Origin of the sequence: Novosphingobium endophyticum (genome assembly GCF_014640675.1) — a bacterium.
Lineage (GTDB): Bacteria > Pseudomonadota > Alphaproteobacteria > Sphingomonadales > Sphingomonadaceae > Novosphingobium > Novosphingobium endophyticum.
In genome coordinates this window covers 1-26,994 of record NZ_BMHK01000027.1, presented here as the reverse complement: position 1 = coordinate 26,994, position 26,994 = coordinate 1, and the positions used below count along the sequence as shown (strand labels likewise).

24 protein-coding genes and 1 tRNA gene are annotated in these 26,994 nt (G+C 64.0%); 15 read left to right on the top strand and 10 right to left on the bottom strand.

Going from position 1 to position 26,994, the window contains the following annotated elements; all coding sequences use genetic code 11:
• Position 1: 1 nt before the first annotated feature.
• Genes IEX32_RS15885 through IEX32_RS15870 form a run of 4 tightly spaced genes read left to right on the top strand, consistent with a single transcriptional unit; the run spans position 2 to position 2,778 of the window.
• On the top strand, positions 2–1,024 hold the full coding sequence (locus IEX32_RS15885) for a GNAT family N-acetyltransferase (protein WP_229736414.1): 1,023 nt from the start codon (positions 2–4) through the stop codon (positions 1,022–1,024).
• Positions 1,025–1,062: 38 nt separating this feature from the next.
• The gene (locus IEX32_RS15880) at positions 1,063–1,326 is read left to right on the top strand and encodes a phosphopantetheine-binding protein (protein ID WP_188772529.1); all 264 of its coding nucleotides are present in this window, start codon (positions 1,063–1,065) and stop codon (positions 1,324–1,326) included.
• Positions 1,327–1,333: 7 nt separating this feature from the next.
• Entirely contained in the window at positions 1,334–2,008 is a 675-nt protein-coding gene (locus IEX32_RS15875) for an alpha/beta hydrolase family protein (RefSeq protein ID WP_188772528.1), read from the top strand.
• Entirely contained in the window at positions 2,005–2,778 is a 774-nt protein-coding gene (locus IEX32_RS15870; protein ID WP_188772527.1) for a hydrolase 1, exosortase A system-associated, read from the top strand. The genes IEX32_RS15875 and IEX32_RS15870 overlap by 4 nt, the downstream gene beginning before the upstream one ends.
• A gap of 63 nt (positions 2,779–2,841) precedes the next feature.
• Here the strand turns inward: IEX32_RS15870 and trxB are convergent, their stop codons facing one another.
• Entirely contained in the window at positions 2,842–3,813 is a 972-nt protein-coding gene (gene trxB, locus IEX32_RS15865; protein ID WP_188772526.1) for a thioredoxin-disulfide reductase, read from the bottom strand.
• 159 nt (positions 3,814–3,972) lie between these two features.
• Here trxB and IEX32_RS15860 point away from each other — a divergent pair, with 159 nt between their 5' ends.
• Positions 3,973–4,848 carry an alpha/beta fold hydrolase gene (locus IEX32_RS15860; protein WP_188772547.1) on the top strand — a complete coding sequence of 292 codons (876 nt, stop codon included), beginning with the start codon at positions 3,973–3,975 and terminating at the stop codon, positions 4,846–4,848.
• A gap of 66 nt (positions 4,849–4,914) precedes the next feature.
• Here IEX32_RS15860 and IEX32_RS15855 read toward each other — a convergent pair whose 3' ends face one another.
• A complete protein-coding gene (locus tag IEX32_RS15855; RefSeq protein ID WP_188772525.1) occupies positions 4,915–5,109 on the bottom strand; it encodes a hypothetical protein in 195 nt (64 codons plus the stop codon).
• Between the two features lie 252 nt (positions 5,110–5,361).
• On the opposite strand from IEX32_RS15855, the gene modA reads away from it, so the two are divergent.
• From modA to IEX32_RS15840, 3 genes are read left to right on the top strand one after another with little or no spacing between them, the layout of a single operon-like run.
• Complete coding sequence (gene modA, locus IEX32_RS15850; protein ID WP_188772524.1) at positions 5,362–6,162, top strand: molybdate ABC transporter substrate-binding protein; 801 nt, start codon at positions 5,362–5,364, stop codon at positions 6,160–6,162.
• A gap of 16 nt (positions 6,163–6,178) precedes the next feature.
• Positions 6,179–6,868, top strand: coding sequence for a molybdate ABC transporter permease subunit (gene modB / locus IEX32_RS15845; protein ID WP_373285461.1), 690 nt, complete (start codon positions 6,179–6,181; stop codon positions 6,866–6,868).
• Positions 6,858–7,490, top strand: a complete 633-nt coding sequence (locus tag IEX32_RS15840) for a molybdenum ABC transporter ATP-binding protein (RefSeq protein ID WP_188772522.1) — start codon at positions 6,858–6,860, stop codon at positions 7,488–7,490. Before modB ends, IEX32_RS15840 begins: the two co-directional genes overlap by 11 nt.
• Here the strand turns inward: IEX32_RS15840 and IEX32_RS15835 are convergent.
• The 6 genes from IEX32_RS15835 to IEX32_RS15810 all read right to left on the bottom strand — a co-directional run bounded on the left by IEX32_RS15835 (position 7,487) and on the right by IEX32_RS15810 (position 14,983).
• Positions 7,487–7,720 carry a formate dehydrogenase subunit delta gene (locus IEX32_RS15835; protein ID WP_188772521.1) on the bottom strand — a complete coding sequence of 78 codons (234 nt, stop codon included), beginning with the start codon at positions 7,718–7,720 and terminating at the stop codon, positions 7,487–7,489. The genes IEX32_RS15840 and IEX32_RS15835 overlap by 4 nt on opposite strands.
• 7 nt (positions 7,721–7,727) lie before the next feature.
• Positions 7,728–10,568 (bottom strand): formate dehydrogenase subunit alpha, encoded by a 2,841-nt coding sequence (fdhF, locus tag IEX32_RS15830; protein ID WP_188772520.1) that lies wholly within the window; start codon positions 10,566–10,568, stop codon positions 7,728–7,730.
• A 6-nt stretch (positions 10,569–10,574) separates the two neighbouring features.
• Positions 10,575–12,128 carry an NADH-ubiquinone oxidoreductase-F iron-sulfur binding region domain-containing protein gene (locus IEX32_RS15825; RefSeq protein ID WP_188772519.1) on the bottom strand — a complete coding sequence of 518 codons (1,554 nt, stop codon included), beginning with the start codon at positions 12,126–12,128 and terminating at the stop codon, positions 10,575–10,577.
• Positions 12,125–12,589: a formate dehydrogenase subunit gamma gene (locus tag IEX32_RS15820; protein WP_188772518.1), complete on the bottom strand. Its 465-nt coding sequence runs from the start codon at positions 12,587–12,589 to the stop codon at positions 12,125–12,127. The genes IEX32_RS15825 and IEX32_RS15820 overlap by 4 nt, the downstream gene beginning before the upstream one ends.
• Before the next feature lie 84 nt (positions 12,590–12,673).
• Positions 12,674–13,567, bottom strand: coding sequence for a LysR family transcriptional regulator (locus tag IEX32_RS15815; RefSeq protein WP_188772517.1), 894 nt, complete (start codon positions 13,565–13,567; stop codon positions 12,674–12,676).
• A 105-nt stretch (positions 13,568–13,672) separates the two neighbouring features.
• A complete protein-coding gene (locus tag IEX32_RS15810) occupies positions 13,673–14,983 on the bottom strand; it encodes an FAD-dependent oxidoreductase (RefSeq protein ID WP_188772546.1) in 1,311 nt (436 codons plus the stop codon).
• 215 nt (positions 14,984–15,198) lie between these two features.
• On the opposite strand from IEX32_RS15810, the gene IEX32_RS15805 reads away from it, so the two are divergent.
• From IEX32_RS15805 to IEX32_RS15795, 3 genes are all read left to right on the top strand, one after another.
• Positions 15,199–17,880: an EAL domain-containing protein gene (locus tag IEX32_RS15805; RefSeq protein ID WP_188772516.1), complete on the top strand. Its 2,682-nt coding sequence runs from the start codon at positions 15,199–15,201 to the stop codon at positions 17,878–17,880.
• Positions 17,881–17,912: 32 nt separating this feature from the next.
• The gene (gene lepA, locus IEX32_RS15800; RefSeq protein WP_188772515.1) at positions 17,913–19,730 is read left to right on the top strand and encodes a translation elongation factor 4; all 1,818 of its coding nucleotides are present in this window, start codon (positions 17,913–17,915) and stop codon (positions 19,728–19,730) included.
• A gap of 346 nt (positions 19,731–20,076) precedes the next feature.
• Positions 20,077–20,370 carry a hypothetical protein gene (locus IEX32_RS15795; protein WP_229736413.1) on the top strand — a complete coding sequence of 98 codons (294 nt, stop codon included), beginning with the start codon at positions 20,077–20,079 and terminating at the stop codon, positions 20,368–20,370.
• Between the two features lie 48 nt (positions 20,371–20,418).
• Here the strand turns inward: IEX32_RS15795 and IEX32_RS15790 are convergent, their stop codons facing one another.
• Positions 20,419–21,435, bottom strand: a complete 1,017-nt coding sequence (locus IEX32_RS15790; protein ID WP_188772513.1) for an NAD-dependent epimerase/dehydratase family protein — start codon at positions 21,433–21,435, stop codon at positions 20,419–20,421.
• A 227-nt stretch (positions 21,436–21,662) separates the two neighbouring features.
• Between IEX32_RS15790 and galE the strand changes: the two genes are divergently transcribed.
• From galE to IEX32_RS15775, 3 genes are all read left to right on the top strand, one after another.
• Positions 21,663–22,667, top strand: a complete 1,005-nt coding sequence (galE, locus tag IEX32_RS15785; protein WP_188772512.1) for a UDP-glucose 4-epimerase GalE — start codon at positions 21,663–21,665, stop codon at positions 22,665–22,667.
• Between the two features lie 697 nt (positions 22,668–23,364).
• Positions 23,365–23,440, top strand: a tRNA-Thr gene (locus tag IEX32_RS15780).
• 162 nt (positions 23,441–23,602) lie between these two features.
• Positions 23,603–24,817, top strand: coding sequence for a tyrosine-type recombinase/integrase (locus tag IEX32_RS15775; RefSeq protein WP_188772511.1), 1,215 nt, complete (start codon positions 23,603–23,605; stop codon positions 24,815–24,817).
• A 407-nt stretch (positions 24,818–25,224) separates the two neighbouring features.
• On the opposite strand, the gene IEX32_RS15770 is transcribed toward IEX32_RS15775, so the two are convergent.
• Entirely contained in the window at positions 25,225–25,851 is a 627-nt protein-coding gene (locus IEX32_RS15770; protein ID WP_188772510.1) for a hypothetical protein, read from the bottom strand.
• 506 nt (positions 25,852–26,357) lie between these two features.
• On the opposite strand from IEX32_RS15770, the gene IEX32_RS15765 reads away from it, so the two are divergent.
• Positions 26,358–26,921 carry a hypothetical protein gene (locus IEX32_RS15765; protein WP_188772509.1) on the top strand — a complete coding sequence of 188 codons (564 nt, stop codon included), beginning with the start codon at positions 26,358–26,360 and terminating at the stop codon, positions 26,919–26,921.
• The last annotated feature ends 73 nt before the right edge of the window (positions 26,922–26,994 follow it).

The following is a 26,994-nucleotide window of genomic DNA, read 5'->3' as shown; positions in this document are numbered from 1 at the left end:
TGTGGTAAAGATCGAATATCACTCCGATCTTAAGGAAGTGCAATTGGGCGGCGAGCTTGTAAGGCTGCTCTCCGCCGAGTGCCAGTCCGCGCCTTTCGACCGCCTCGCATGGTGGGACGGGCTTGGCAAGCACTGCGAAATGGCGCCGACGCTGGCCGTGGCGCGGGACGGCGAGGCACTGGCAGTGCTGGCACTGACCGGCGGCGCGGGTCACTATTGCGCGCTCGCCAACTGGTACACATTTCGCTTCCGGCCGATCCTTTCGCCGGCTCCCGAAAGCGCGGCCCTGCTTGCGGAACTGGCCGGCGATCTGGCGGGCAAAGCCCATCGCCTCACGCTGACCGGCCTGCCCGACGAAGATGGCTCCGCATCGCGCGTGGAAGCGGCATTCCGCAAGGCCGGCTGGCTCGTCACGCGCGAGCCGAGCGACACCAACCACATCCTCCCAGTCGCCGGTCGCCGCTACGAGGAATATCTGCAAGGCCGCCCCGGCCAGCTGCGCACCACGCTCAAACGCAAGACGAAGAAAGTCAGGGTCGAGATCCTTACCCGTTTCGACGAAACCGTCTGGAGCGCATACGAGGATATCTACGCCGAAAGCTGGAAACCCGAAGAAGGCTCACCCGCGTTCCTGCGGGCCTTTGCCGAAGCGGAAGGCGCGGCCGGCCGGCTGCGGCTCGGCGTCGCCTATGCGGCAGACGATCCCTCTCACCCGATCGCCGCGCAGATGTGGACGGTCGAAGGCGGCACGGCCTTCATTCACAAGCTGGCGCACCGCGAAGCCGCAAAGCCGCTCTCTCCCGGATCGGTCCTGAGCGCCGCGCTGTTCAGGCATGTGATCGACGTAGATCGCGTCGAACTGGTGGACTTCGGAACCGGAGACGATCCCTACAAACGCGACTGGATGGAGGCGGTTCGCCCCCGCTATCGGCTGGAGATGTTCCGGCCACTGGACCTGCGAAACTGGCTGGTCTTCGCCCGGATCGGCCTGCGACGCCTTGCCGCAACCGCGAAGCGCGGCTAGAGCGCGGCGGTTTGGTAAATGCCGAAATCGAGGGGGCCATGCGAGACGACACCGACCTGCTGCTGCGACGCATCCTGACGGACGTGCTCGGCCTCAAAGAGGGTCAGGCCGACACTTTCGAAGCCGATACGGGCCTGTTCGGCCATCTGCCTGAACTCGATTCCATGGCGGTCGCGGGTCTTCTCACCGAAATGGAAGACCGGCTCGACATCGTCATCGACGACGACGAGATCGACGGAGAAATGCTCGAAACCTTCGGCGGCCTGCTCACATTCGCCCAGGCCAAGCGCGCCGGGGCATGACCGCGAGGTGACCCCCGCAAACTGGCCTTGCCCGCTGCCAACCGGCGGTTTCGTCCAGGAACATGCCCTCGTCGCCGATGACCAGCGCCCCCGCCGGCTGCTCATCGTCCCGGCCCTGTTCGACGAAGGCAACAAGCTGCGCCGCCTCACGGTCGAAACGATGCGCCGCCTCGATGCGGCGGGCGTCGACTGTTTTCTCCCCGACCTTCCCGGATGCAACGAAAGCCAGCAGCCGCTGGACCGCCAGACCCCGACGATCTGGCTCGGCGCCATGGCGGCGGCGGCACGGCACTTCCGCGCAACGCACGCATGGGGCATTCGCGGCGGCTGCCTGTTCACTCCGCCCGCATTGCCGAGCTGGCACTATGCGCCGGTGAAGGCCGCCTCGATCCTGCGCCAGATGACCCGCGCGCGCATTCTCGCCAGCCGGGAAGCCGGGCGCGAGGAGAACCGCGAAGACCTCGCGGTGGCGGCACGGGGCCGGGGAATCGAACTGGCCGGGTATCCGCTGGGCGCCGACTTCTACCGCGAATTCGAAGGCCTGGCGCCCTCGGCCGGAGCTGTAGCGATCACGCAGGAGCAGATCGGCGGCGGCGGTCTGTGGCTGCGCGCCGAGCCGGGAGAGGACCGCGACCAGGCTGATGCGCTCGCCGGGTACCTTGCGTCGGGGATCGGGGGATGAACCGGCGGCACTTCACATTCGACTGCGCAGGTTCGCAGCTTGCCGCGACGCTGGATCATGGCAGCGGCCGGACAGGGCTGCTTCTCGTCAGCGGCGGCAACGAGATCCGCGCCGGCGCATGGAACGGACAGGCCCGGTTCGCGGCCCATATAGCGGCAGAAGGCCATCCGGTGATGCGATTCGACCGGCGGGGCGTCGGCGACAGCGAGGGCCCCAATGAGGAATTCCGGTCCAGCGCCCCCGACATTGCTGCAGCATTGGCCGCGTTCCGGGAGCAATGCCCACATGTCACGCACATCGTCGGCTTCGGCAATTGCGACGCCGCGAGCGCCCTGATGCTGACCGGCGGCGCGGGATTCGATGGCCTGATCCTGTCCAACCCGTGGACGCTGGAGAAGGGGGATGATGCGCCCGCCGAAGTCGTGCGCGATCACTACCGCCGCCGTCTGGCCGACCCTGCCGCGATCCTGCGCCTGCTGACCGGCAAGGTCTCGATCGCCGGGTCGCTACGCGGCCTGACCACAGCGTTCCGTCGCGCGCCAAAGGCCCCGGCCGGGCTCGCCGTCGAGATCGCCGAGGGGCTTACGCGGTTCCCCGGCCCCGCGCGCTTTCTGATCGCCGGACGAGACCGCACCGGCCTTGCCTTCATGTCCCGGTGGGACAAGGCCGATCCGCGCATCCGCACCTGCCCCGATGCGACGCACAGCTATGTGGAGCCCGAAGCGCAGGAATGGCTGATCCGGCAAGTGCTCGAATTCATGCGCGGGTAGCGCGCCCGTTCCCCCGCATTCGCCGGTGGGCGACAGGACGCATCGAGGCTGCGCCGGGAGCGATCAGGCCTCTTCCTTGGCCTTTTCAGCGAATTCCCGTTCCGCCAGAAAGCGCTCGGCATCGAGCGCGGCCATGCAGCCCGTGCCGGCGGCGGTAATCGCCTGGCGGTAGATGTGATCCATCACGTCACCGCAGGCGAAGACGCCCGGAACGTCGGTCTTGGGGGTGCCGGGCTCAACCAGAAGGTAGCCGGATTCGTCCATCGCCAGCTTGCCCTTGAACAGCTCCGTCGCCGGGGCGTGACCGATGGCGACGAACGCCCCGTCGGTCTCGATCTCGCTTTCCGCGCCGGTCTGTGTGTCGATCAACTGGAGCGCGCGCAACTGCCCGTTTGCCGGATCGGCAAGGAAGCTCTCGACCCGCTTGTTCCAGACGACCTTGATCCTGGGATTGGCGAAGAGGCGATCCTGCAGGATCTTTTCGGACCGCAGCGAATCGCGGCGATGGATCAGCGTCACATCCTCCGAATGGTTGGTGAGATAGAGCGCTTCCTCGACCGCCGTATTTCCGCCGCCGATCACCACCACCTTCTTCCCGCGATAAAAAAACCCGTCGCAGGTCGCGCAGGCGGAGACGCCCTTGCCCGACAGTTCCTGTTCGCCGGGAACGCCGAGCCACTTTGCCTGCGCGCCGGTGGCAATGACGAACGTGTCGCCTTCGTAGATGTCGCCGCTGTCGCCCACGGCGACGAACTTCGGCCCGGTCAGGTCGACCGAGGTGATCGTGTCCCACATCATGCGCGTGCCGACGTGCTCCGCCTGCGCCTGCATTTCCTGCATCAGCCAGGGGCCCTGGATCACTTCGCGAAAGCCGGGATAGTTCTCGACGTCGGTGGTGATCGTAAGCTGGCCGCCGGGCTGCAGACCCTGGACCACGATCGGCTCCATTCCCGCGCGCGCGCCATAGATCGCGGCAGAAAGTCCGGCCGGGCCGGAACCGATGATGAGCATGCGGGTCTTGTGCGTCGTCGCCACGTCTAACCTCCGGCGTGAAACATTCGAGAGGGCGAGATAGGGGCAACGTACCCGGTTTGCCAAGCACGGTGCCCGGAAGGAAAAGTTTCATCCCCGCAAATCCCGCCTGTCCGATCGCACAGATTGACCTTGCGCCCCGCCCGCGCCACCTTTGCCGCCATGGAACCCCAGCTTGGCCCCACTTCGAACCGCTTCATCTCGCAGCGCCTGCGCCTCAACTATGTGGACTGGGGCAATCCGGATGCCCCGCCGCTGATCCTCCAGCACGGCGGGCGCGACCACTGCAGAAGCTGGGACTGGGTGGCCGAGGAACTGCGACATGACTGGCACGTGATCTGCCCGGACCTGCGGGGCCATGGCGACAGCGAGTGGTCGCCCGAAGGCCATTACGGCATGGACGCCTTCGTCTATGACTTCGCGCAGCTCGTGCACACGCTGGGCCATGACAAGGTGACGATCATCGCGCATTCGCTGGGCGGCAACATCGCCACGCGCTTCACCGGCCTCTATCCGGACAAGGTCGAAAGGTTCGTCAATATCGAAGGCCTCGGCCCGCCGCCGGAAATCCGCCGTCAGCTTGAGGGGGAGGGCATCGGCGAGCGCCTTCGCCAATGGATCGGGGACAAACGCAAGGCTTCTGGCCGCTTGCCGCGCAAGTATGCCACCCGGCGCGACGCCTACCAGCGGATGAAGGAGGAGAATTCCTTCCTGACCGAGGAACAGGCCCGCCACCTCACCATCCACGGCGCCAGCCGCAACGAGGACGGAACCTGGAGCTGGAAGTTCGACAATTACCTCAACGTCTGGTCGGCATCGGATACGCCCACCGACCAGATTGTCGAATTGTGGAAGGCGATCACCTGCCCGATGCTTCTGCTATGGGGCAAGGACAGCTTCGCCGACAGCCCGGGCCCGGACGGACGGCTGGACTATTTCCCGACCGCGCGCCTGATTGAATACGAAAACGCCGGGCACTGGCTGCATCACGACCAGTTCGACCGCTTTATGGCCGATGTGAAGGCGTTTCTCGGCTGACACGCGGCGCGACATAGGCACCGCGCCACGGATCGCCGAAGCGGCGGCTGCGGACGAACCGGAGGGCTAGGCCAGCAGGAAGTAGCCCAACAGGCTCCAGCACGCCGCACAAAATACCAAGGCAATCACGAGCCCGCGGGCGTCGTGCACTTCCTCACCTTCGAGCATTTCCGCAGTCGTCAAACCGATGTCTCCGCCTCGTCCACCGATGACATCGTTTGCGCCACCGAGAGTGGCTGTTGTGTTTTCCGCGACCTTCATACCCGCACCCCACGCTCCGCAGCGACTATTGCCGACATTTGTTCGGCAATCGCGCACCATTCGTGCGAATGGCATCCCGCCGCTTACTGGCCCATCTCTTGATGGTTTCTGCTATCGGCCCCACCGACTTGTCGCCGATAGCAGAAATACCTGCCCGGCACCAGATCGCACTTGCGCGCAGATTGTCGCGCCGCGCGGATGAAGCCGGGCCTTTGCAATCGGCACCTTGCCAATCGGGCGGCACCATATATCATGGTATATAGTTCAGCCGGAGACGATCCCGAATTGCCCCGTATATTCACTCTCGTCTTCTCGCTCGTTGTCCTGTTGTCGGCACCCGCCGCAAGCGCCGCGTCCAGAAGCGGGCCGCTCGTTCTGGCCGCTGCCAGCCTGCAGGAGGCGATGGACGCCGCGGCGGAAGGTTGGGCCGGGAAAGGGCACCCCCACCCCCGCATCTCCTACGCCGGCTCGTCGGCCCTCGCCCGCCAGATCGAGGCCGGCGCGCGAGCCGACCTCTTCGTTTCGGCGGACGAAGCGTGGATGGACGAGATCGAGCGCAAGGGCCTCCTCCGCCCCCGGACGCGCGTCTCGTTCCTGCGCAACACGCTGGTACTCGTCGCGCCGCGCGATAGCACCGTCAAGCTTGCGATCAGACCAGGCTTTGCGCTGGCAAGGGCGCTGGGTAACGGCCGACTGGCCATAGCCGATCCTCGAGGCGTGCCCGCCGGGATATATGCCCGGCAGGCTCTCACCCGTCTTGGCGCATGGGAATCGGTCTCCGATAAGCTGGCCCCGGCGGAGAACGTGCGGGCAGCCCTCGCCCTGGTCAGCCGGCGCGCGGCTCCGCTGGGCGTGGTTTACGGCACGGACGCAAGGGCGGAGCGGAAGGTGCGCGTGGTCGGCGCGTTCCTGCCTGCCTATCATGATCCGATCAGCTATCCGGTCGCGACCCTCAAGACGTCGAGCAATCCGGATACCGAAGGCTTCCGCCGCTACCTCCTGTCCCGCGAAGGCAAGGCGATCTTCCAGCGCTTCGGCTTCGGGACGAAGTAGCCGGCGCGTGGACTGGCTGACTCCCGAGGAATGGGGAATCCTGCTGCTCTCGCTGAAAGTCAGCGGAGTGGCGATCGTCGTCACCTTGCCAGTGGCGTTCGCGCTGGCCTGGGTGCTGGCGCGCTGGCGCTTTCCGGGCAAGGTGCTGGTCGATGCCCTTGTGCATCTTCCGCTCGTGCTGCCCCCGGTCGTGACGGGATGGCTGCTGCTGCTCGCTTTCGGGACCAATGCGCCGCTGGGCCGCTTCCTGGACGATTACCTCGGCCTCACGTTCCTGTTCCGCTGGACCGGCGCCGCGCTCGCCGCGGCGGTCATGGCCCTGCCGCTGATGGTGCGCGCGATACGGCTCTCGCTCGAAGCGGTCGACCGGCGGCTGGAGAGCGCGGCGCGCACGCTCGGTGCCGGCCGCATCCGCACGTTCGCGTCGATCACGCTGCCCCTGGCCTCGTCCGGTATCCTCGCCGCGCTCGTGCTGGGCCTTGCGCGATCTATCGGGGAATTCGGGGCCACGATCACGTTCGCCTCGAACATCCCGGGCGAAACCCGGACCTTGCCGCTGGCGATTTACGGCGCGCTGCAGATTCCGGGATCGGAACTGCAGGTCGTGCGCCTCGCGGTGCTCTCGGTCCTGCTCTCGGTCGGCGCGCTCGTTCTGTCCGAATGGCTTGCGCGGCGCAGTGGGGGACGGCTGCGCCATGTCCTTTGAGATCGACGTCCGGCTGAGGCGCGGGGCGACGGAGCTTTCCTACGCGTTCGAGACCGGCAATGGCCTCACGGCCCTGTTCGGCCCCTCGGGGGCCGGCAAAACGAGCCTGCTGGATGCCGTCGCCGGGCTGGTTCGCCCGGTCTCGGGCCGGATCGTGGTTTCGGGCAAGCCGGTGTTCGACCGCGAACGGCGCATCGACCTGCGGCCGGAACAGCGCCGCTGCGGCTACGTGTTCCAGGACCTGCGCCTGTTTCCGCACAAGTCGGTGCGAGGGAACCTGGAGTTCGGGTGGAAGCTGGCACCTCAGGATCAGCGCTGGCTGGCCTTCGAAACGGCGCTGGAATTCCTCGGCATCGGTCACCTGCTCGACCGCATGCCCGCCACGCTCTCCGGCGGCGAGGCGCAGCGCGTGGCAATCGGCCGGGCGCTCTTATCGGGGCCGCGCTTCCTGCTGATGGATGAACCGCTCGCTTCGGTCGACACCGCCCGGCGCGGCGAGATTCTGACGCTGATAGAGCGCGTCCGCGACGAACTGAGCCTGCCGATCCTCTATGTCAGCCACGATCGCGCAGAGGTCGACCGACTGGCCAGCCGCATCATTCCCGTCGAGCCGGCAGGCTAACCCACGGCGCCCGTCTCGATCCGCAGCTTCTCGAACACCGCGCGAGCGCCGTCTGAAAGCCGCACAGCCGGATCATCCAGCATGGCGAAGGCCTGCGCTTTCATACGTGGATCCCAGAAGCTGACGATGTGATCGACGGTGGAGGCAATCGCCATGTCCCGCCCCTGCGCGGCGAAATTCCGGTAGATCTGCTCGGCCATATAGGCGAGGCGCTCGTCGTTGCTCATCATCGCAGGTTCACTCCGCAGGTTCGGCCGGCTCGATCCGGCGGCTCTGCTCGGCCTGCGCACGGTAGGACTGCTGCCAGTCGGACGGGCCGTTCGAGGGTGTGACCTGCACCGCCGTCACCTTGTATTCCGGGCAGTTGGTCGCCCAGTCGGAGAAATCGGTGGTGATGACGTTGGCCTGCGTGTCGGGGTGGTGGAAGGTCGTGTAGACCACGCCCGGGGCCACGCGGTCAGTGATGAGGGCTCGCAAAGTGGTCTCGCCCGCACGACTGCGGAGCGAGACCCAGTTACCGTCACGAATGCCGCGATTCTCGGCATCGTGCGGGTGGATTTCCAGGCGGTCCTCTTCGTGCCAGTTAACGTTGGCCGTGCGCCGCGTCTGCGCACCGACGTTGTATTGGCTCAGGATGCGTCCGGTGGTGAGCAGCAACGGGAAGCGCGGCCCGGTACGCTCGTCGGTAGGCACGTAATCGGTGACGACGAAATTGCCCTTGCCGCGCACGAAATGGTCGATGTGCATCATCGGCGTGCCACCGGGCGCCGCGGCGTTCACCGGCCATTGCAGCGAGCCGCGCTCGTCGAGCATCTGATAGTTCACGCCTGCGAAAGTCGGCGTTAGACGGGCGATCTCGTCCATGATCTGCGACGGGTGGGTGTAGGTCCAGCCCAGCCCCATCGCATTGGCCACGAGTTGCACCACTTCCCAGTCCCCGTAGCCGTTCCTGGGTTCCATGACCTTGCGCACGCGCTGGATGCGGCGTTCGGCATTGGTGAACGTGCCGTCCTTTTCGAGGAAGGTCGAACCGGGCAGGAAGACGTGCGCGTAGTTCGCCGTCTCGTTGAGGAAGAGATCCTGCACGACGACGCATTCCATCGCCGCCAGACCCGCCGCGACGTGCTTCGTGTTCGGGTCCGATTGGAGGATGTCCTCGCCCTGGATGAAGATGCCCTTGAACGTGCCGTCCGTCGCCGCATCGAGCATGTTCGGGATGCGCAGTCCCGGCTCGGGATCGAGGGCGACGCCCCAGTCCTGCTCGAACTGCGCGCGAGCCGCGTTGTCCGAAACATGGCGATAGCCGGAGAACTCGTGCGGGAAACTGCCCATGTCGCAGGCGCCCTGCACGTTGTTCTGGCCGCGCAGCGGGTTCACGCCGGTGCCTTCCTTGCCGACATTGCCGGTCGCCATGGCGAGATTGGCAATGGCCATCACCGTCGAGGAACCCTGCGAGTGCTCGGTGACGCCGAGGCCATAGTAGATCGCCGCGTTGCCGCCAGTGGCATAAAGCCGCGCCGCCGCGCGCACATCGGCGGCAGGCACGCCGGTCAGTTCCTCGATGGCTTCGGGCGAGTGCGCGGGATCGGAAACGAATTCGGCCCATTCGGCATAGGCCTCGGTATCGCAGCGCTCGCGCACATAGGCTTCGTCGACGAGGCCCTCGGTGACGATGACGTGTGCCATTGCGGTCAGCATCGCGACATTGGTGCCGGGCCTGAGAGGAAGGTGGTGCGAAGCCTCGATATGCGGCGAGCGCACAAGGTCGATCCGGCGCGGGTCGACGACAATCAGCTTCGCGCCCTGCCGCAAACGCCGCTTCATCAGGCTGGCGAAGACCGGGTGGCCATCGGTCGGGTTGGCGCCGATCACCAGGATCACGTCGGCGTACTGGACGCTGTCGAAGTCCTGCGTTCCCGCCGAAGTCCCGAACGTGGTCTTGAGACCATAGCCCGTCGGTGAATGGCACACGCGCGCGCAGGTATCGACGTTGTTGTTGCCGAAGCCCTGCCGGACCAGCTTCTGAACGAGGAAGGTTTCCTCGTTGGTACAACGGCTGGAGGTGATGCCGCCGATGGCGCGGGTGCCATAGTCTTTCTGGATGCGGCGGTATTCGGACGCGACGTGGGCAATCGCTTCCTCCCACGAAACCTCGCGCCACGGTTCATCGACCGCCCCGCGGACCATCGGGTTGAGAACGCGGTCGCGGTGCTGGGCATAGCCCCAGGCGAAGCGGCCCTTGACGCAGGAATGGCCGTGATTGGCCTTGCCATCCTTCCACGGCACCATGCGTACCAGTTCCTCGCCGCGCATCTCGGCGCGGAAGGCGCAGCCGACACCGCAATAGGCGCAAGTGGTGACCACGGACCGGTCGGGCGTGCCCTTCTCGATTACCGTGTTCTCGATCAGCGCCGAAGTCGGGCAGGCCTGCACGCAGGCGCCGCAGGAGACGCATTCGGAGGACAGGAAGCTCTCGTCCTGGCTCGCTGCGATCTTGCTGGCAAAGCCGCGTCCGTCGACCGTCAGCGCCAGTGTGCCCTGCGTCTCGTCGCAGGCCCGCACGCAGCGCGAGCAAACGATGCACTTGGCCGGATCGAAGGTAAAATAGGGATTGGACTCGTCCTTGCAGCCTTCGAGGTGGTTTTCGCCCTCATAGCCGAAACGCACATCGCGCAGGCCCACCGCGCCCGCCTGGTCCTGCAACTCGCAATCGCCATTGGCGCTGCAGGTCAGGCAGTCGAGCGGGTGATCGGAGATGTAGAGTTCCATCACCCCGCGCCGCAGTTTACGCAAGCGTTCGCTCTCGGTGTGCACGACCATGCCCGGAGCGACCGGCGTGGTGCAGGAGGCGGGGTATCCCGCCCTGCCCTCGATCTCGACCAGACACAGGCGGCATGAGCCGAAACTCTCGAGGCTGTCGGTGGCGCAGAGCTTGGGAATATCGGTCTCGACCATGGCGGCGGCGCGCATGATCGAAGTTCCGGCCGGAACCGCGATTTCCTGACCGTCGATGGTTAGCGAAACCGCCTCTCCCATCGCTTCAGGAGTGCCGAAGTCCTTTTCGCGGGTGAACGTCATATCCGGTTACTCCGCCGCCTCGGGAAGGGCGGACGCGCCGCCGAAATCCTCGCGGAAATGATCGAGCGCGCTCAGCACGGGATAGGGCGTGAAGCCGCCCAACGCGCAGAGTGAGCCGTATTTCATGGTGTCGCAAAGATCGCGCAGCAGGTCGATTTCCTCGTCGTGCGTGCGTGCGGCGCCCTTCGTATTGCGGATCTGCGGCATGGCTTCGAGCGCCCCGGATTCGCGCGGGGCCTTGGCGACGATACGGTCGATCAGTTCGACTCCGCGCGTCGAGCCGATGCGGCAGGGCGTGCACTTTCCGCAACTTTCGACCGCGCAAAACTCCATGGCGAAGCGTGCCATATGCGCCATGTCCACACTGTCGTCGAACACGGTGATCCCGGCATGGCCGATCAGCCCGCCCGCCTGGGCAAATGCCTCATAGTCGAACGGCAGGTGGAACATCGAAGGCGGGAAATAGGCGCCGAGCGGCCCGCCGACCTGCACCGCGCGCACCGGACGGCCGCTCGCGGTGCCGCCGCCGATCTCGTCCACCAGCTCGCCCAGCGTCACGCCGAAGCCGACTTCGTAGAGCCCGCCGTTCTTCACATTGCCGGCGATCTGGATCGGCATCGTCCCGCGCGAACGGCCGAAGCCCACATCGGCGTAGGCCTGCGCCCCCTCGGCCAGGATGAAAGGCACGGCGGCGAGGCTGAGTACGTTGTTGATCACCGTCGGCTTGCCCCACAACCCCTCGATGGCCGGCAGCGGCGGCTTGGCTCGCACCTGCCCGCGCCTGCCCTCGATGGAATCGAGCAGCGCCGTCTCCTCGCCGCAGACATATGCCCCGGCGCCGACACGCACTTCCAGCGTGAAGGGCGCGACCTTGCCGGCCGAGCGGGCGATGGCCTCGCGCATCGCCTCGATGGCGAAAGGATATTCGCTGCGGATGTAGATATAGCCGTGGGTGGCGCCGACAGCATGCCCGGCAATCGCCATGCCCTCTATCAGGCAATAGGGATCGCCTTCCATCAGCATACGGTCAGCGAAAGTGCCGCTGTCGCCCTCGTCGGCATTGCAGACGATGAACTTCTCGTCCGCGTCGGTATCGAGCACCGTCTGCCACTTGATGCCGGTGGGGAAGCCCGCGCCGCCGCGACCGCGCAGGCCGGAAGCCTTGACTGCGTCCACCACCTCTTGCGGCGAAAGGCTGAACGCCGCCTCCAGCCCTTTCCACCCGCCATTCGCGGCATAGTCCGCAAGGTTCAGCGGGTCGGTCACGCCGCAACGCGCAAATGTGAAACGCTGCTGGCTGGCGAAGAAGGGATGCGCCTCTATAGCGCCGATACGGGCAGGATGGCTGCCGTCCAGCACGGCCGCGACATCGCCGGGGCCGACCGGGCCGTAGGCGATACGCGCCCCGTCGGTCTCGACCTCCACCAGCGGTTCGATCGAGAACAATCCGCGCGATCCGGTGCGCACGACTTCGCAGCCGGCATCGGCAAAGGCCCGGGCAAGGCCGTCTGCGCCGAGCGCCACCGAAGCCATGTCCTTGCTGACGAAGACGCGGGTCATGCTTCCACCTCGCTCGTGATCCTTTCGACCGCGGCACTGTCGATCCGCGCCACCGGGCGATCGTCGACAAGCGCGTTGGGGCCGATGGCGCACAGGCCCAGGCAATAGACCGGCTCGAGCGCGACCTGGCCGTCCTTGCGCGAATTGCCCATCGCAACGCCCAGGTGCCGGGAAAGCTCCGCCTCGATCGCGGCGCTCCCGCGCGACTGGCAGCTTTCCGCACGGCAGAGCTTCACGACGTGGCGCGCCGGCGCCGCCGTGCGAAAATCATGATAAAAGCTGATAACCCCGTGCACCTCCGCCCGACTGAGGTTGAGAGCATCGGCGATCAACGGCACCGCTTTGGGATCGACATGGCCGAACTCCTCCTGCACCGCGTGCAGCAGGGGAAGCAGCGCGCCGCGCATGCCCTGACGCACGAAGCGGTCGATGAAGGTCTGGATTTCCTCGAGGTCTGTCATGGTGCTTTTCTCTTTGCAGCCACGCTGGAACATACCACGATACCGGTCAAATTGATTAGGGCGATGCTTGATAGAAAGGTTCTATCAAGACGCCGCCTCGGCAATGCTTCGGGCGCAATTGAGAGCCGCCGCCGCGATGGGGTCGAGCGGGGCGCGGTCGCCCACGATTACGCCGATACGGCTCACCGAGGCCTCGGCGGCCACCGGATACACGCTCGCCCAGTCCGCCCCATCGATCAACCCGACGTAGCGGTCGGGCATCACGGTCGCCAACCCGCCCGAGCGCACCATCGCCAGCAGCGCGACGTAGCCGTCCGCCGTGGCACGCGGATTGACCGAGAGGTTCTGCGCGCTCAGCAAGCCATCAAGTATACGGCGGTTCTGCATGCCCTGATGCAGCAGGCATAGCGGATAGCCCGCAACCTCCCGCCAGCTGACCTCGCCCAATCCGGGGCATTTACCGCCCGTTGCAGTCACAAAGACATAGCGCTCGGCATAGAGCGGCACGCTGATTACGTTCGAGGGACGCTCGTGGTCTAGATAGGTGATACCCGCGTCAATCTCGTAGGCTTCGATGGCACGCACGATCTCACGCGAGGTCTGCGAGCGCACCGAGATCGTCATTGCCGGATGAACCCGCAGCAGCGCCTGCGTGAACTGCCCGACGCAAGGCGTCGCTGCCGGGATGACGCCGAGCCGGAATTCCCCGCGCAGTGGCCCGTCGAGCACCTCCACGGCATGAACCATGCCCTCGTGCGCGGCGAGCAGCTGCTGTGCCCAGGGCAGCATCGCCCTGCCCTCGTCGGTCAGCCCGATGTAACGCCGGTCGCGCTCGACGAGGCGCTTGCCGAGCTGATCCTCCAGCGCCGCGAGCGCCGAAGACAGCGTCGGCTGGGTAATTCCGCAAGCCTCCGCCGCCCGCGCGAAGTGCTCTTCGCGCGCCAACGTGACGAAATAGCGCAAGGCCCTGAGCTGCATGTTCCCGTTCCGACCGCTTCATATTGAAGTTCTCTATCAGAAGAAGCCGGCGTTCTACACCCTTGCAAGGCGGCCACCGTCAATGCCGTTAACCCGCGCTTCGTGCTATCGCTTGCCGGCGGCCTCGATCATCCGTTCGACCGACACGAACTTTTCGCGCGGCGCCCCCTTGCGCGCATTGGCGACCTCGGCTTCGTCGATCTTCTGCCAATCGGTGAACTTCACGTAGTTGATACCGCGCTGCTCGGCCAACGCATCGAATCCCGGACGCCCGGCCTTGCCCGCGCCTTCGCCGATGTCCCGCGCCACCTTTTCGATGATTGCGTAGCCATCGGGGCGGTTCGTGCCGATCGTTCCGGTGGGGCCGCGCCTGGCCCAGCCGACGCAATAGAGACCGGGCGCGATCCAGCCGTCCTCGTTGGCGAAACGCCCCCCGGCCGCATCGAACGGAACGTCGGGAATCTTCGATGTCTGATAGCCGATGCAGGCGATGACGATGCCGGCGGGAACGCGGTAGGTTTCGCCGGTTCCCACCGCCTTGCCGTTCTCCAGCCGGGTCCGCTCAACCTCCACGTCCTCCACGCGCTCCGTCCCGATTATCCGCTTCGGTGCGGCAAAGAAGTCGAATTCGATGGTAACCTGATCCGACGGGCAGTCCGCATCGCCAGTCCGCGAGAAAGCGCGCAGGTGCCCGACTGACTTGCGCAGCCCGGGATCGAGCGCCGCGTCCTCCGCCTCGTCAGGCAGGTCGGCTGGATCGACGCGCGGACAAGCCCGTTCCAGATGCGCCAGTTCGCCCAGTTCCTTGGGCGTCATGGCGATCTGGTGTGGGCCGCGCCTTCCCAGGATGACGATCCGGCGCACCCTGGAAACATTCAGCGTGGTCAACGCATGGGCAACGATATCGCTTCCGTGAAGCTCATTCTGCGACTTGGCGAGAATGCGCGCGACATCGAGCGCCACATTGCCATTGCCGACAATCACCGCGGTATCATGCGACAGCGCCGGATCGAGGCCCGCGAATTCCGGATGACCGTTGTACCAGCCGACGAACGACGCGCTGCCGAAGACATTGGGCAGATCCTCACCCGGCAGGCCGAGCTTGCGGTCATTTGGCGCGCCGGTCGCAAGGATCACGACATCATAGAGCTCCCGCAGTTCGGGGATGCTCACATCGCGGCCGATCAAGACGTTGCCGACGAATCGCACGTTCTCGGTGAGCGCCGTCGCTTCGTAGCGGCGGGACACGCCCTTGATCGACTGGTGATCGGGCGCAACGCCGCTGCGGATCAGTCCGAAAGGGACAGGCAGGCAGTCGAAAATGTCCACCCGGACATCATCGCCCCATTGCTTGAGCGCGGCTTCGGCGGTGTAGTAACCGGCGGGTCCCGAACCTACGATCGCCACATGCCGCATCATTCAATCTCCCGCATAGTCCGTTGTCGATCCGCCGATTTGCGCGAAGCAAAGCATGGCCGGGACGCCATCGGCAAGCGAAATCGCCGCGCCAATCGGTCGTATCGGCGTTTAGTCCGGCCGCGTGTTCCCCAGGCGTCCTAGCGCTTTGAAAATCTTATGAACAATAGGTTGGTTTAACCGTTTGGAAATGGGCCCACCGCCATAGGTGGCCCATGGCAACCAAGGGGTTTCTTCCACGACAGTCGCAACCTCGGGCGGCCGCCGTTCGCGCCGGCAAGTCACCGCCCCGGGAAACGCTACGCGACAAATTCGCGTTCTTCCGCTCGGGCCGGCCGACAAGCGATCCGCTGCACTTCTTCATCGCCGCCCGATGGGAGCTGATGGCCCCCTCGATGATCGTCCTGATGGTGATTCTGGGAACGCTGTCGGGCGCTCAGCCCGGGGGAGCTTCCTGGCTCGCTGCTTCGGCGGCGGTCCTGCTCTGCCTCGCTTCGCCGCTGTTCGCGCAGATCGAGCAGAAACTCCATCATGAAAGCTGGCTACGCTATCCCCTGATGCTCGTGGCGATCGCCTTGCCGATGGCGCTTTTCGGGCTTGCCATGCTGTTGTGGTCGTTGCGCCCGGGAGGCGTCGACCTGGGACTGCTGGTCAACGCCTACGTCATCCTTATGCTGGTAGCGACGGCGCTGCTCGACGGCCGCACGACGTCGATCTTCGGCGCGACGATCGGGCTGTGGAGCAGCGGCACGTTCGTCTACGGCACGTTCGAAGCGTCCATCCTTCTTTTCCTGGGTGCGTGCATTGGCTGCTCCCTCGCTATCCGCCAGAGCCGTCTGTCCAAGGCCGAGGCCGACCGGAGAGCCGAGCGCGAGAAGGAACAGCGAAGAGCCGAAGAGCTACTCCGCGAATACGAGCAAACCGGGCAGGGATGGTTCTGGGAAACCGATCGGCGCGGTACCATCACCTACGTTTCGCCGCGCATCGGCGGGCTTTTGCGCAAGACCCCGGACGAACTCGCCGGCAAGCCTTTCACCAGCCTGTTCCTCCTCAAGAGCCAACAGCAGGAAAGCGAACGCACGCTCGTCTTCCATCTCTCCACGCGCTCGTCATTTCAGGATCTCACGGTTCGCGCCGCGACGGGCGAAGAAGACGAACGCTGGTGGTCGATCACGGGGCGTCCCGTCCTTGATCAGTTCAACAATTTCATGGGCTTTCGCGGGTCGGGCAGCGACCTTACCGAAACCCGCCGCTCGCAGCAGCGGGCCACTCAGCTCGCCCGCTTCGATTCGCTGACCAAGCTGGCCAACCGCTTCCAGATGGCCGAGTGGCTGGACAAGCTGCTCACGTCGCCGCGCATCGACGACCGCAGTTGCGCGGTGTTCCTGCTCGACCTTGACCGGTTCAAGCAGGTGAACGACACGATGGGCCATCCTGCCGGAGATGCCCTGCTCGTCCAGGTCGCGGATCGGCTGCGGCAGACCGTCGGCAACTTGGGCCGCGTGGGCAGGCTGGGCGGCGACGAGTTCCAGGTCCTGTTGCCCGGCCATCAGCAGCGCGAGGGTCTGGCCCACCTCGCCCGCCACATCATCGACGCCCTGTCGCAGCCTTACTCGATCGAAGGCAGCCGCGTCGTGATCGGCGCATCGGTGGGCATATCGGTCTGCCCGGACGACGGGACGACTTCCGAGGAGATCGTCCGCAATGCCGACCTTGCGCTTTACGCGGCCAAAGGCAGCGGGCGCGGCCGGCACCACTTCTATGACGATGACCTGCACAACAACGCGCAGGAGCGTCAGCAGATCGAGCAGGACCTGCGGGACGCCATTGCCGAGGGCGCGCTGGAGCTTCATTACCAGCCTCAGGTACATACAACGAGCGAGCTGATCACCGGCTTCGAGGCTTTGCTGCGCTGGAAACACCCGAGGCACGGCTATATCTCGCCCGCCAAGTTCATACCAATCGCCGAGGAAACCGGACTTGTCGCGCAGATCGGCGAATGGGCCTTGCGCACCGCCTGCCGGGATCTGGCTCACTGGCCCGGGCAGGTGCGCGTTGCAGTGAACGTGTCGCCCTTGCAGTTCGCGAACCCGGCGCTGCCGGCGATAGTGACCCATGCGATCGCCGCGGCCGGCATCGATCCATCGCGGCTCGAACTCGAAATCACCGAGAGCGTTTTTCTCGGCGATGACAAGTCGACCGAAGCGATGTTTAGCGCGCTCAAAGGCATCGGCGTACGGCTGGCCCTCGACGATTTCGGGACCGGCTATTCCTCGCTCGGCTATCTGAAAAAGGCGCCGTTCGACAAGATCAAGATCGACCAGGGCTTCGTGCGCGGCGCGACCATCCCGAACAGCCGCAACGGCGCAATCATTTCCTCGATCGTCAGCCTCGCCGAAGCGATCGGGATGGAGACGACCGCCGAGGGAGTCGAGACGTTCGATGAACTCGACCTGGTCCGCGTGCTCGGCTGCAGCCACGTGCAAGGCTACATCTACGAACGCGCCCTGACCTTCGCGGAGGCCTCGCAGCGCCTGGAGGACGGCCTTACGGCAGTTGCCAAGGGCCCGCGATCGGCTCGGGCGCCGCGTCAGACGATGTTGCGCAAGGTCCTGGTGGAGCACGACACGCACAGCTACCACGGCACGATCCGCAATATTTCACGCAATGGCGCGATGATTGAAGGCCTGTGGAACGTCCCGGTAGGCACCCGGTTCGGCATCCGCCTGGCGGAGGGCTATGTGGTGGATGCCGAGACGCGCTGGTCCGATGAGGACCGTCTGGGCGTGGAGTTCGCAAGGCCGCTTGCCGTCGACGACACCGGCGCGGTCCTGTTTACACCGCCGGCGCCCGCGCGGAGTGCGATCGAACCGAACGTCCTGCGCAAGGCAGGCTGACAGCGCTTGAAAGCGCTGCTAACGGCGCTTTCATGACAGACCTCGCGCAGATCCGCAATTTCAGCATCATTGCCCACATCGACCACGGCAAGTCGACGCTTGCCGACCGGCTGATCCAGTTCACCGGTGGCCTCACCGAACGCGAGATGTCCGCGCAAGTCCTTGACAACATGGACATCGAGAAAGAGCGCGGGATCACCATCAAGGCGCAGACGGTGCGCCTGAACTACACCGCGCAGGACGGGCAGACCTATGAGCTGAATCTCATGGACACCCCCGGCCACGTCGACTTCGCCTATGAGGTCAGCCGCAGCCTGGCTGCCTGCGAGGGCGCGCTTCTGGTCGTGGACGCCGCGCAGGGGGTTGAGGCGCAGACGCTCGCCAACGTCTATCAGTCGATCGAGCACGACCACGAGATCGTGCCCGTCATCAACAAGATAGACCTGCCCGCCGCCGAGCCCGAGAAGGTCCGCCATGAGATCGAGGACATCATCGGTATCGACGCCCGCGAGGCGGTGCTCACCAGCGCCAAGTCCGGCATCGGCATCGCCGAAACGCTGGAGGCCATCGTCCAGCGCATTCCCGCCCCGCAGGGCGACCGCAACGCGCCGCTGAAGGCGCTGCTCGTCGATTCCTGGTACGATCCCTATCTCGGCGTCGTCATCCTGGTGCGCGTGATGGACGGCTCGATCAAAAAGGGCCTGCGGGTCAAGTTCATGCAGGGCGGCACCGAACACCTGATAGACCGCGTCGGCTGCTTCACCCCCAAGCGCGTCGACCTGCCCGAACTCGGCCCCGGTGAAATCGGCTTCATCACCGCGCAGATCAAGGAAGTGGAACAAGCCAAGGTCGGCGACACCATCACCACGGTGAAGAACGGCGCGGCCAAGGCGCTACCAGGCTACAAGGAAGTGCAGTCCGTGGTGTTCTGCGGCCTGTTCCCGGTCGATGCCAACGACTTCGAGAAACTGCGCGATTCGATCGGCAAGCTGCGCCTCAACGACGCCAGCTTCACCTACGAGATGGAAACCAGCGCCGCGCTGGGCTTCGGCTTCCGCTGCGGTTTCCTCGGCCTGCTGCATCTGGAGATCATCCAGGAACGCCTCAGCCGCGAATACGATCTGGACCTCATCACGACCGCGCCCAGCGTCGTCTACCGCATCCAGCTCTCACATTCGAAGAACGAAGATGCCCAGACTATCGAGCTGCACAACCCGGCCGACTATCCCGATCCCAACCGGATCGAGTCGATCGAGGAGCCATGGATCAAGGCGACGATCTACACCCCCGACGAATACCTCGGTGCGATCCTGAAACTCTGCCAGGACCGGCGCGGCATCCAGAAGGACCTCACCTATGTCGGCGGCCGCGCGCAGGTGACCTACGAGATCCCGCTCAACGAAGTGGTGTTCGACTTCTACGACCGATTGAAGTCGATCAGCCGGGGTTATGCCAGCTTCGACTACGAGCAGATCGGCCTGCGCGAGGGCGACCTCGTGAAGATGAACATCCTCGTCAACGGGGAGCCGGTGGATGCGCTTTCGATGATCGTCCACCGCTCGGTGGCCGAAGAACGCGGCCGTGGCATGTGCGAGCGCCTGAAGGACCTGATCCCGCGCCACCTGTTCAAGATCCCGATCCAGGCCGCGATCGGCGGCAAGGTGATCGCCCGCGAGACCATCGCCGCCCTGCGCAAGGACGTGACCGCCAAATGCTATGGCGGCGACATCACCCGCAAGAAAAAGCTGCTGGAAAAGCAGAAGAAGGGCAAGGCGAGGATGCGCGAGTACGGCAACGTCAGCATCCCGCAGGAGGCCTTCATTGCGGCGCTGCGGATGGGGGAAGAGTAACCTCGCGCTGCCAAGTCAGTCCATTTACCCGGAATCGGAACGGGGGCGAGCTAGACGCCGCCCCCTTTCGTCGTTCCATGGAGCGACGCGATTACCGGCTTGCACCATTCCTCCACTGCTTTCGTGCAACCCCGATAGCGGTTTCGCGCGCCTCGAGCTGAGCGCCGGCATGCGCGAGGGATCCCGATGCATGAAAGCCGGGTGCCGTAATCGCCGGCAATCCGTCGCGCGGATAATTGCATCCGTCACGGAATCGCCATCCGCGTGAAACCGTTCCGACACTTGATGCGATTATAGGGGCATTACGGGGACAATAACCCGTCGGCCGCGCCGAGGCGCCGGCTGGATGACACTGGAAGAGGGCCGGCAACCGGCGGGTGAAACAATGAGCGTGATTCTCTACGGTGAGTGCGTCAGTGCGCGTGAAACGGCGCGCGTACGGATTTGGGGACTGGCCGATCTGGGGTGCGATCTGGAAGCGGAAAGCCCGGCGCCGCTTGACGAAGGCGACGTGGCGCTCTGGATAGGCGCCATCGGCCCCTTCGCCGCGACCGCGATGCGCAGGAATTCCTGCCTCCTGACCGTGCGCTTCAAGGAACCGCTCGACGGGAAGATCATCGAGCACTTCAACTGCGGCTGAAGTTCGCTGCGTCGACCCCGCAAGCGTGAATGTCGGCGTTTCGCAATCTCAGCGAATGCCCGCGTACCCCCGGTACCAGTCCACGAATCGCGGCACGCCCACTTCGATCGGCGTCGAGGGCACATAGCCGGTATCGCGGGTAAGCGCCTCGATATCCGCGTAAGTAGTGGTTACGTCTCCCGGCTGCATCGGCAGGAAGTTCAGTTCGGCCTTCACACCGCAGGCCTCTTCCAGCACTTCGATCAGGCGCATGAGATGTTCGCTGCGGTGATTGCCGATGTTGTAGAGCGCGTGCGGCTTCACGCTGCCTCCGGCCTTCTGCTGCCCGTCATCCGCCGGCGGGCGATCGAGGCAGGCGAGGACACCCCCCACGATATCGTCGATGTAAGTGAAATCGCGGTGCATCTCGCCGTGGTTGTAAACGTCGATCGGGCGGCCGGTGAGCATGCGTTCGGTGAACTTCCACATCGCCATGTCGGGCCGGCCCCAGGGCCCGTAGACGGTGAAGAAGCGCAAGCCGGTGAGCGGGATGCGGAACAGGTGCGCGTAAGTCTCGCTCATCAGCTCGTCCGCCTTCTTCGTCGCGGCATAGAGCGAGACGGGATGGTCCGCGCGGTCCTCCACCGCGAAAGGCAGCTTCTCGTTGCCGCCGTAGACCGAGCTGGAGCTGGCATAGACCATATGCCCCACCTGCCGCGCACGGGCGATCTCCAGCATGTTGACGTGCCCGGCAAGGTTCGAGGCGACGTAAGCCTGCGGGTTCTCCAGCGAATAGCGCACCCCAGGCTGCGCGCCGAGATGGACGATGGCATCGAACCGATGGGGCTCCAGCGCGACGTCGAGCGCGGCCATGTCCGAAAAATCGAGACGCAGGAACGTGAAGAGATTGCCGAAGCGCTCCATGACCCTGTCACGGCGCGCCTCCTTCAGCGCGACGGGGTAGTAGTCGTTCATCGAATCGATGCCGATCACCGGGTGCCCGCGCGACATCAGTGCCTCGGCCACCGCCGCGCCGATGAAACCGGCGGCTCCGGTAACGATGATCGTCTGGGATTTCGAAACCATGCCTGCTCCGATCAAGGTGTTCGCGGTTGCGTCATGCGGGGAACTACCGGATGCGGTTTACCAAGTCATCGCAATTTCGCCAGAAAGTGCCGCCGCACCTTATCCCGGCACTGCACCGCTTCGTCAGAATTGACGCTGTGCAGCACTGATCATATGCCAGAGGCCCCGCCTGCGACGGCTCACAAGAACCCGACCATTCCCGCTCCTCAGTACCGGACAGCCCGACCATGACCACCAAAGTTCCCGTCCTCGTCACCGGCGGCGCCGGCTATATCGGCAGCCATGCGGTGCTGGCGCTGCTCGACGCCGGCTGGCCCGTCGCGGTGATCGACAACCTCGTCACCGGCTTTCGTTTCGCGGTGCCCGAGGGCGTTCCCTTCTACGAAGGAGACATCGCGGACGCGGATCTTCTGGCGCGCATCTTCACCGAACAGGGCACGAAGGCGGTGATGCATTTCGCCGGCTCGATCATCGTGCCGGAATCGGTCGAAAACCCGCTCAAGTACTACCACAACAACACGGCCAAGAGCCGCGCGCTGATGGAGGCGGCGGTCAAGGCGGGCGTGGCGCATTTCATCTTCAGCTCGACGGCGGCGACCTACGGCATCCCCGAAGTCTCTCCGGTCTGCGAAGAGAGCCCGAAGGTACCGATCAACCCCTACGGCATGTCCAAGCTGATGACCGAGATCATGCTGGCAGACGTGTCCAGGGCCCATCCGCTCAACTACTGCGCGCTGCGTTACTTCAATGTCGCCGGAGCCGATCCGCAGGCGCGCACGGGCCAGTCCACCGCGGGGGCCACGCACCTGATCAAGGTATCGGTCGAAGCCGCGCTCGGCAAGCGCGGGCACGTGGCCGTGTTCGGCACCGATTTCGACACGCCCGACGGTACGGGCGTGCGCGACTACATCCACGTCTCGGACCTCGCCGATGCCCATGTCCTCGCGCTCGAGGCGTTGATCGAACAACCGGAACGGTCGCTGACGATGAATTGCGGCTATGGCCGCGGCTTTTCAGTGCTCGAGGTGCTCGACGCCGTCGACCGGGTAACCAACCGCACGATCGAGCGCCGCATGGAAGGCCGCCGCGCCGGAGACCCGGATTCGCTCATTTCCGACAACCGGAAAATCAAGGCGACGCTGCCATGGCAGCCCAGGTACGCCGACCTGCCCACGATCGTCACACATGCGCTCGCCTGGGAGCGTAAGCTGACGGAAATTCGCAAGGGATAAGCGTGAACGGGCAGGCAGCTAACCTCCGCTCGCTCTGCCTCCGAAGTCGGCTTACCGACAATCGAGCCGCCCTCGCCGATGCGCGCGATGGTCTCCGGAGTTGCCACATTTTATGTGTACAAAATGCTCGAGCAATAGTATTATCCGCGCTGCGGGGATTCGGGCAAGTACGTTGCGCTCAAGGCGCCATCAGTGCAGGCCCATTGCTTGAAGATCACACGAGGTGACCGTTCCCGTCATCCGTTCAGCCCCAAAGGCAGATCGGCGACGGGAACGCGGAGCGGGAATGGGAGGGACGTGTCCCTCTCTCCCATACTCGCTCCGCAACCCGCACGTGTTCCCGGCTCATCGTTCGACCGACCGTCCCGATAGTGTCCCACCTGCATTGCGTGAGCGATCCCGCGACGGATGCCCGCCGAACGGGCAGTTTTCAGATCCAGTGACCGGAACAGAATTCCAGCGGCCCGACGCCCTGCAAAGCGCTGCGTCACGCGGTCAGCTCAAAGCCTCTTGCGCGAACCCGCGCCCCTCGGTAAAGGCCGCCCCCTGTCCTGACCCGGCTCCGATCCGGACCGGCAAGGACGCCGCGGTAGTTCAACTGGTAGAGCACGATATTCGTGATGTTGGGACCAGCTAGCTGTTGCGGGATGCGCTGGAAGTGCCGTAAGGCAAGAAGTGAGAAGGTTCTAAGGGTTAAGCCGCTTTAGCTCAGTTGGTAGAGCATCGCATTCGTAATGCGGGGGTCACAGGTTCGAGTCCTGTAAGCGGCACCAGAACACCCCCTTGTCAAGCGATTTCTCGCTCGAAAAAACCCCGAAAATCAGGCATAATTGGCATCGGCTTTCCGGTGACGTCCTCCTTCGTCCAGCTCCGTCCGGATGATTTGGGGGCCCCGAATCGGGGGCCTTTTCGACAACTATCAGTCGAGGCCCCCAATGCTGACCACGATCCAGATAAACGCCCTTAAACCCATGGAAAAAGCCTACAAGGTTGCGGATGGTAAGGGGCTGTACCTGCTCGTTTCCCCATCCGGCTCACTGCTTTGGCGCGTGAAGTTTCGTTTTCACGGCATCGAGAAGAAGATGGCGCTGGGACGCTATCCTGACCTCTCCCTCAAGGAGGCGCGCCTGAAGCGGGACGAAGCGCGTGAGCAGCTGGCGGAGGGCATAGATCCCCTGGCCGTTCGCCTGCAGGCCAAGATCGAAGCGGAACTCGCGGCTCGCACGACCTTCAGGATCGTCGCCGACGAATTCATCGAGAAGATGGAAAGAGAGGGCAAGGCACCACCGACCCTCAAGAAGACGCGGTGGCTCCGGGACCTTCTGGATCCGGCCATCGGGCACCGGCCAGTTGCGGAGGTTACGGCGCACGAACTTCTCAAGGCCCTTCAGAAGCTCGAGCGAAAGGGCCACCATGAATCCGCCCTGCGCGTTCGCTCCTTCGCAGGTCGCATTTTTCGCTACGCGGTGGCGACCTTGCGCGCACAGCACAACCCGGCCGATATCCTGCGCGGCGCCCTTATTACGCCGAAGGTGAAGCATCATGCGGCAATATTGGAACCGGCAAAGGTGGGCGAATTACTGCGGGCAATCGACGGTTATGGCGGCAAAGTGGAAACGAGAGTTGCGCTCCAGCTGATCCCACATGTCTACCTTCGTCCAGGTGAACTGCGAAAAGCGGAATGGCCCGAGATAGACTTCGATGCCGCCGTCTGGCGCGTGCCCGCTGAGCGGATGAAGATGCGCCAGATGCACACAGTGCCTCTTTCGACCCAGGCGCTGGCTCTACTCAAGTACCTTCGCTCGCTCGAGAACCCCGGAACCTTCCTCTTTCCCGCCAATAAGACCTGGCTCAAGCCAATCTGCGAAAACACGTTGAACGTCGGGCTGCGTCGCCTCGGGTTCACCAGCGACGAGATGACGTCCCACGGGTTCAGGGCAATGGCGAGCACGCTGCTCAACGAGAGCGGATTGTGGCATCCGGACGCGATCGAAAGGTCGTTGGCACACCGAGAGCGCGATCAGGTGCGGGGTGCCTATCATCGAGGTGCGCATTGGGATGAGCGCGTTCGCATGGCGCAATGGTGGTCGGACTATCTGGTGAAGCTCAGGGACGGTGCCGAGGTGTTGAGACCAAAGTTCGGGACATAATAGGCTTTGGGTGCAACGCATCGGCGAATCCCGGTCGTCTTCGCCGCTTCCATCCTCGGCCTCTTCGCCAGCAACCGTTAGCCAGGGACCGAAGATGGCCGGCGGTGGTCCCAATTGGGCGCCCATTACCGATTGCACGTCGATACACAGTCGCCTGCTGGCGGAACTCGTGGGACTTTCCGGTCGTTCCCTCGTGACGTGTACAGTGGCAGGTTCTTTGCCAATACCCGACACACCAGCGTTCGGCTTGCTGGCCACGCACGGCGATCGCAACGTTGCCGTGTCCGGTCAGTCCGGTTTCGAACGAGAATGGCGGGAAGCGGCCTTTCGTTTCATGAAAATCGGCAACGACGTTCACGACCCATTCTCAACATCGCCATAGACGTAAGAGCTTCTTTCTAGGCGCTCTATACGAGGTTGGGCTCAATCCCTTCCTCTTCGAGTATTGAGTTCAGTTCGCGCATTTCGGCCCGGCGCTCTTCTAACTGCTTGGCAAGTCGGGCCTCTTCTTCGAGAAAATGCTGCATGTATTTCCAATCGGGCGGCGCGGGCGGAAGGTCGTACCGATCTCTTAGGTCGCACCCGATCGACCAAGCCATCGCTCCAAGTTCAGTAGCTTGCGTTTCGACCGCGACCTCGATGTCGTCCGCGTCACCATATTCAGCCGTGGCCTTCACCAATTGCCTGCAGCTATAGACATGCATATGGAAGGTCTGAGCACGGGCCCCCAAGTCACCGTCAATGGCACGCCAACCCTGCTCGTCTACAGGCAACTCTTGCAACTCGGGCACATGTTGCACCCCGGAGAAATCGTACGGGTCTTCGCGCTCGGACGCGAGATGAATTCCGCGGATTTCCGCACAAGTCCGGGCATACGCTTCGAAAATTGGAACGAGACGCGTGGCTAGAGCTCTCGCCGTTCGAGTGACTTCCCTCTCCGAACGCCGACCATTCACCCATAGCGTTACCGTCGAGGCGACAAGACCGCCGCCTACGATCTTCATCCCGTCGATAAGAACGTCATTCAACGCCATGGTACGATTCCTCGGTCGACCGCTCTGTTCTTAGCTAGGGGCACTTCTGCGGCCCAGCGGAAACAGGCATGGGGGATTGACGCGGCTCATTGTTCCTGCTGGATCTCAGACCGCAACTCGTCGGCTCGGGCGGCGGCGGCTTCCTCATTAGCGAAATCGTCGACCAGGATACAGCGGTGGAGAACCGAGCCTTTCATCTCGTGCTCGACGATGACCCATCAACCATTATACGAGAGGGCCCAAACACGTTGTAACCCAAGATATTGCGGGCCATTCTCGCTTCCTCGATTACGCCTCGCCACATGTCGCGTCGTTGCCGTTGAGGTACCATGAGGAGCAAAGGTCACCAAGTTACAACACGCCATCCCGGCTCGCGCCAACCTCGCCAACAATTCGCTCGGCTCGCCCGCGCAGCAGTTTAACAGTCATCCACCGCCATCAGAAAAAAGCCGTTGTTATCGCATTTTCAAGAACGAGCCTGTAACGTATCGAGCAGGAGATGTCTGATGAGCGGCAGAACATATGGCTTTATCCGCCAAGCGAAGGAAGCCCAGCGCAGAAAAGAAGAGGCTAAGATAGTCGGGACCTTCTGCGAATTCGTGCAGAACCCTCCTTCGGGTATTTTTCACGACGAGAAGTGCCTACCCTATCCGAAGCTCGCGATCCTTGGTGCATTCGTTAATAGTATTGCCAATAGCGAGAGCCGAGCAGAGATTAAGGCGTCCAGCATCGTCGTTCTTGCGCTCGCTCACTACCAAGAAGGCGTCGGTGAATCTTTCACAATGCCCCACATCACAGAGGCCGACTTAAATGATGCGGCAGCTATCAATTCCAAGTTTGATGCCAGCCAGTTCGACCCGAAGAAGTTGGTAGTTCTCACGGAAAAGGCTCGCGACGATGCGCACTTCATTGCCGACTGCTGCCGCTTTGCGGCCGAGAAGAATCCTCATGTCTTGCCCTTCCATAAGAAGTTCTGGCTGCGATTTCGGCAGCAAGGAATCCACTCGCCTTTTCACGATGGGTACATTGAAGTTAGCAGTACGCCTCCGTTAGCGGCCGGCTTGTCCTGACTTTGGTCCCGTTGGAGTTAGCGCGAGTGCAAACGTCGTGGTTTGCACTGGAGTTAGCGAGGACGCGATGGAA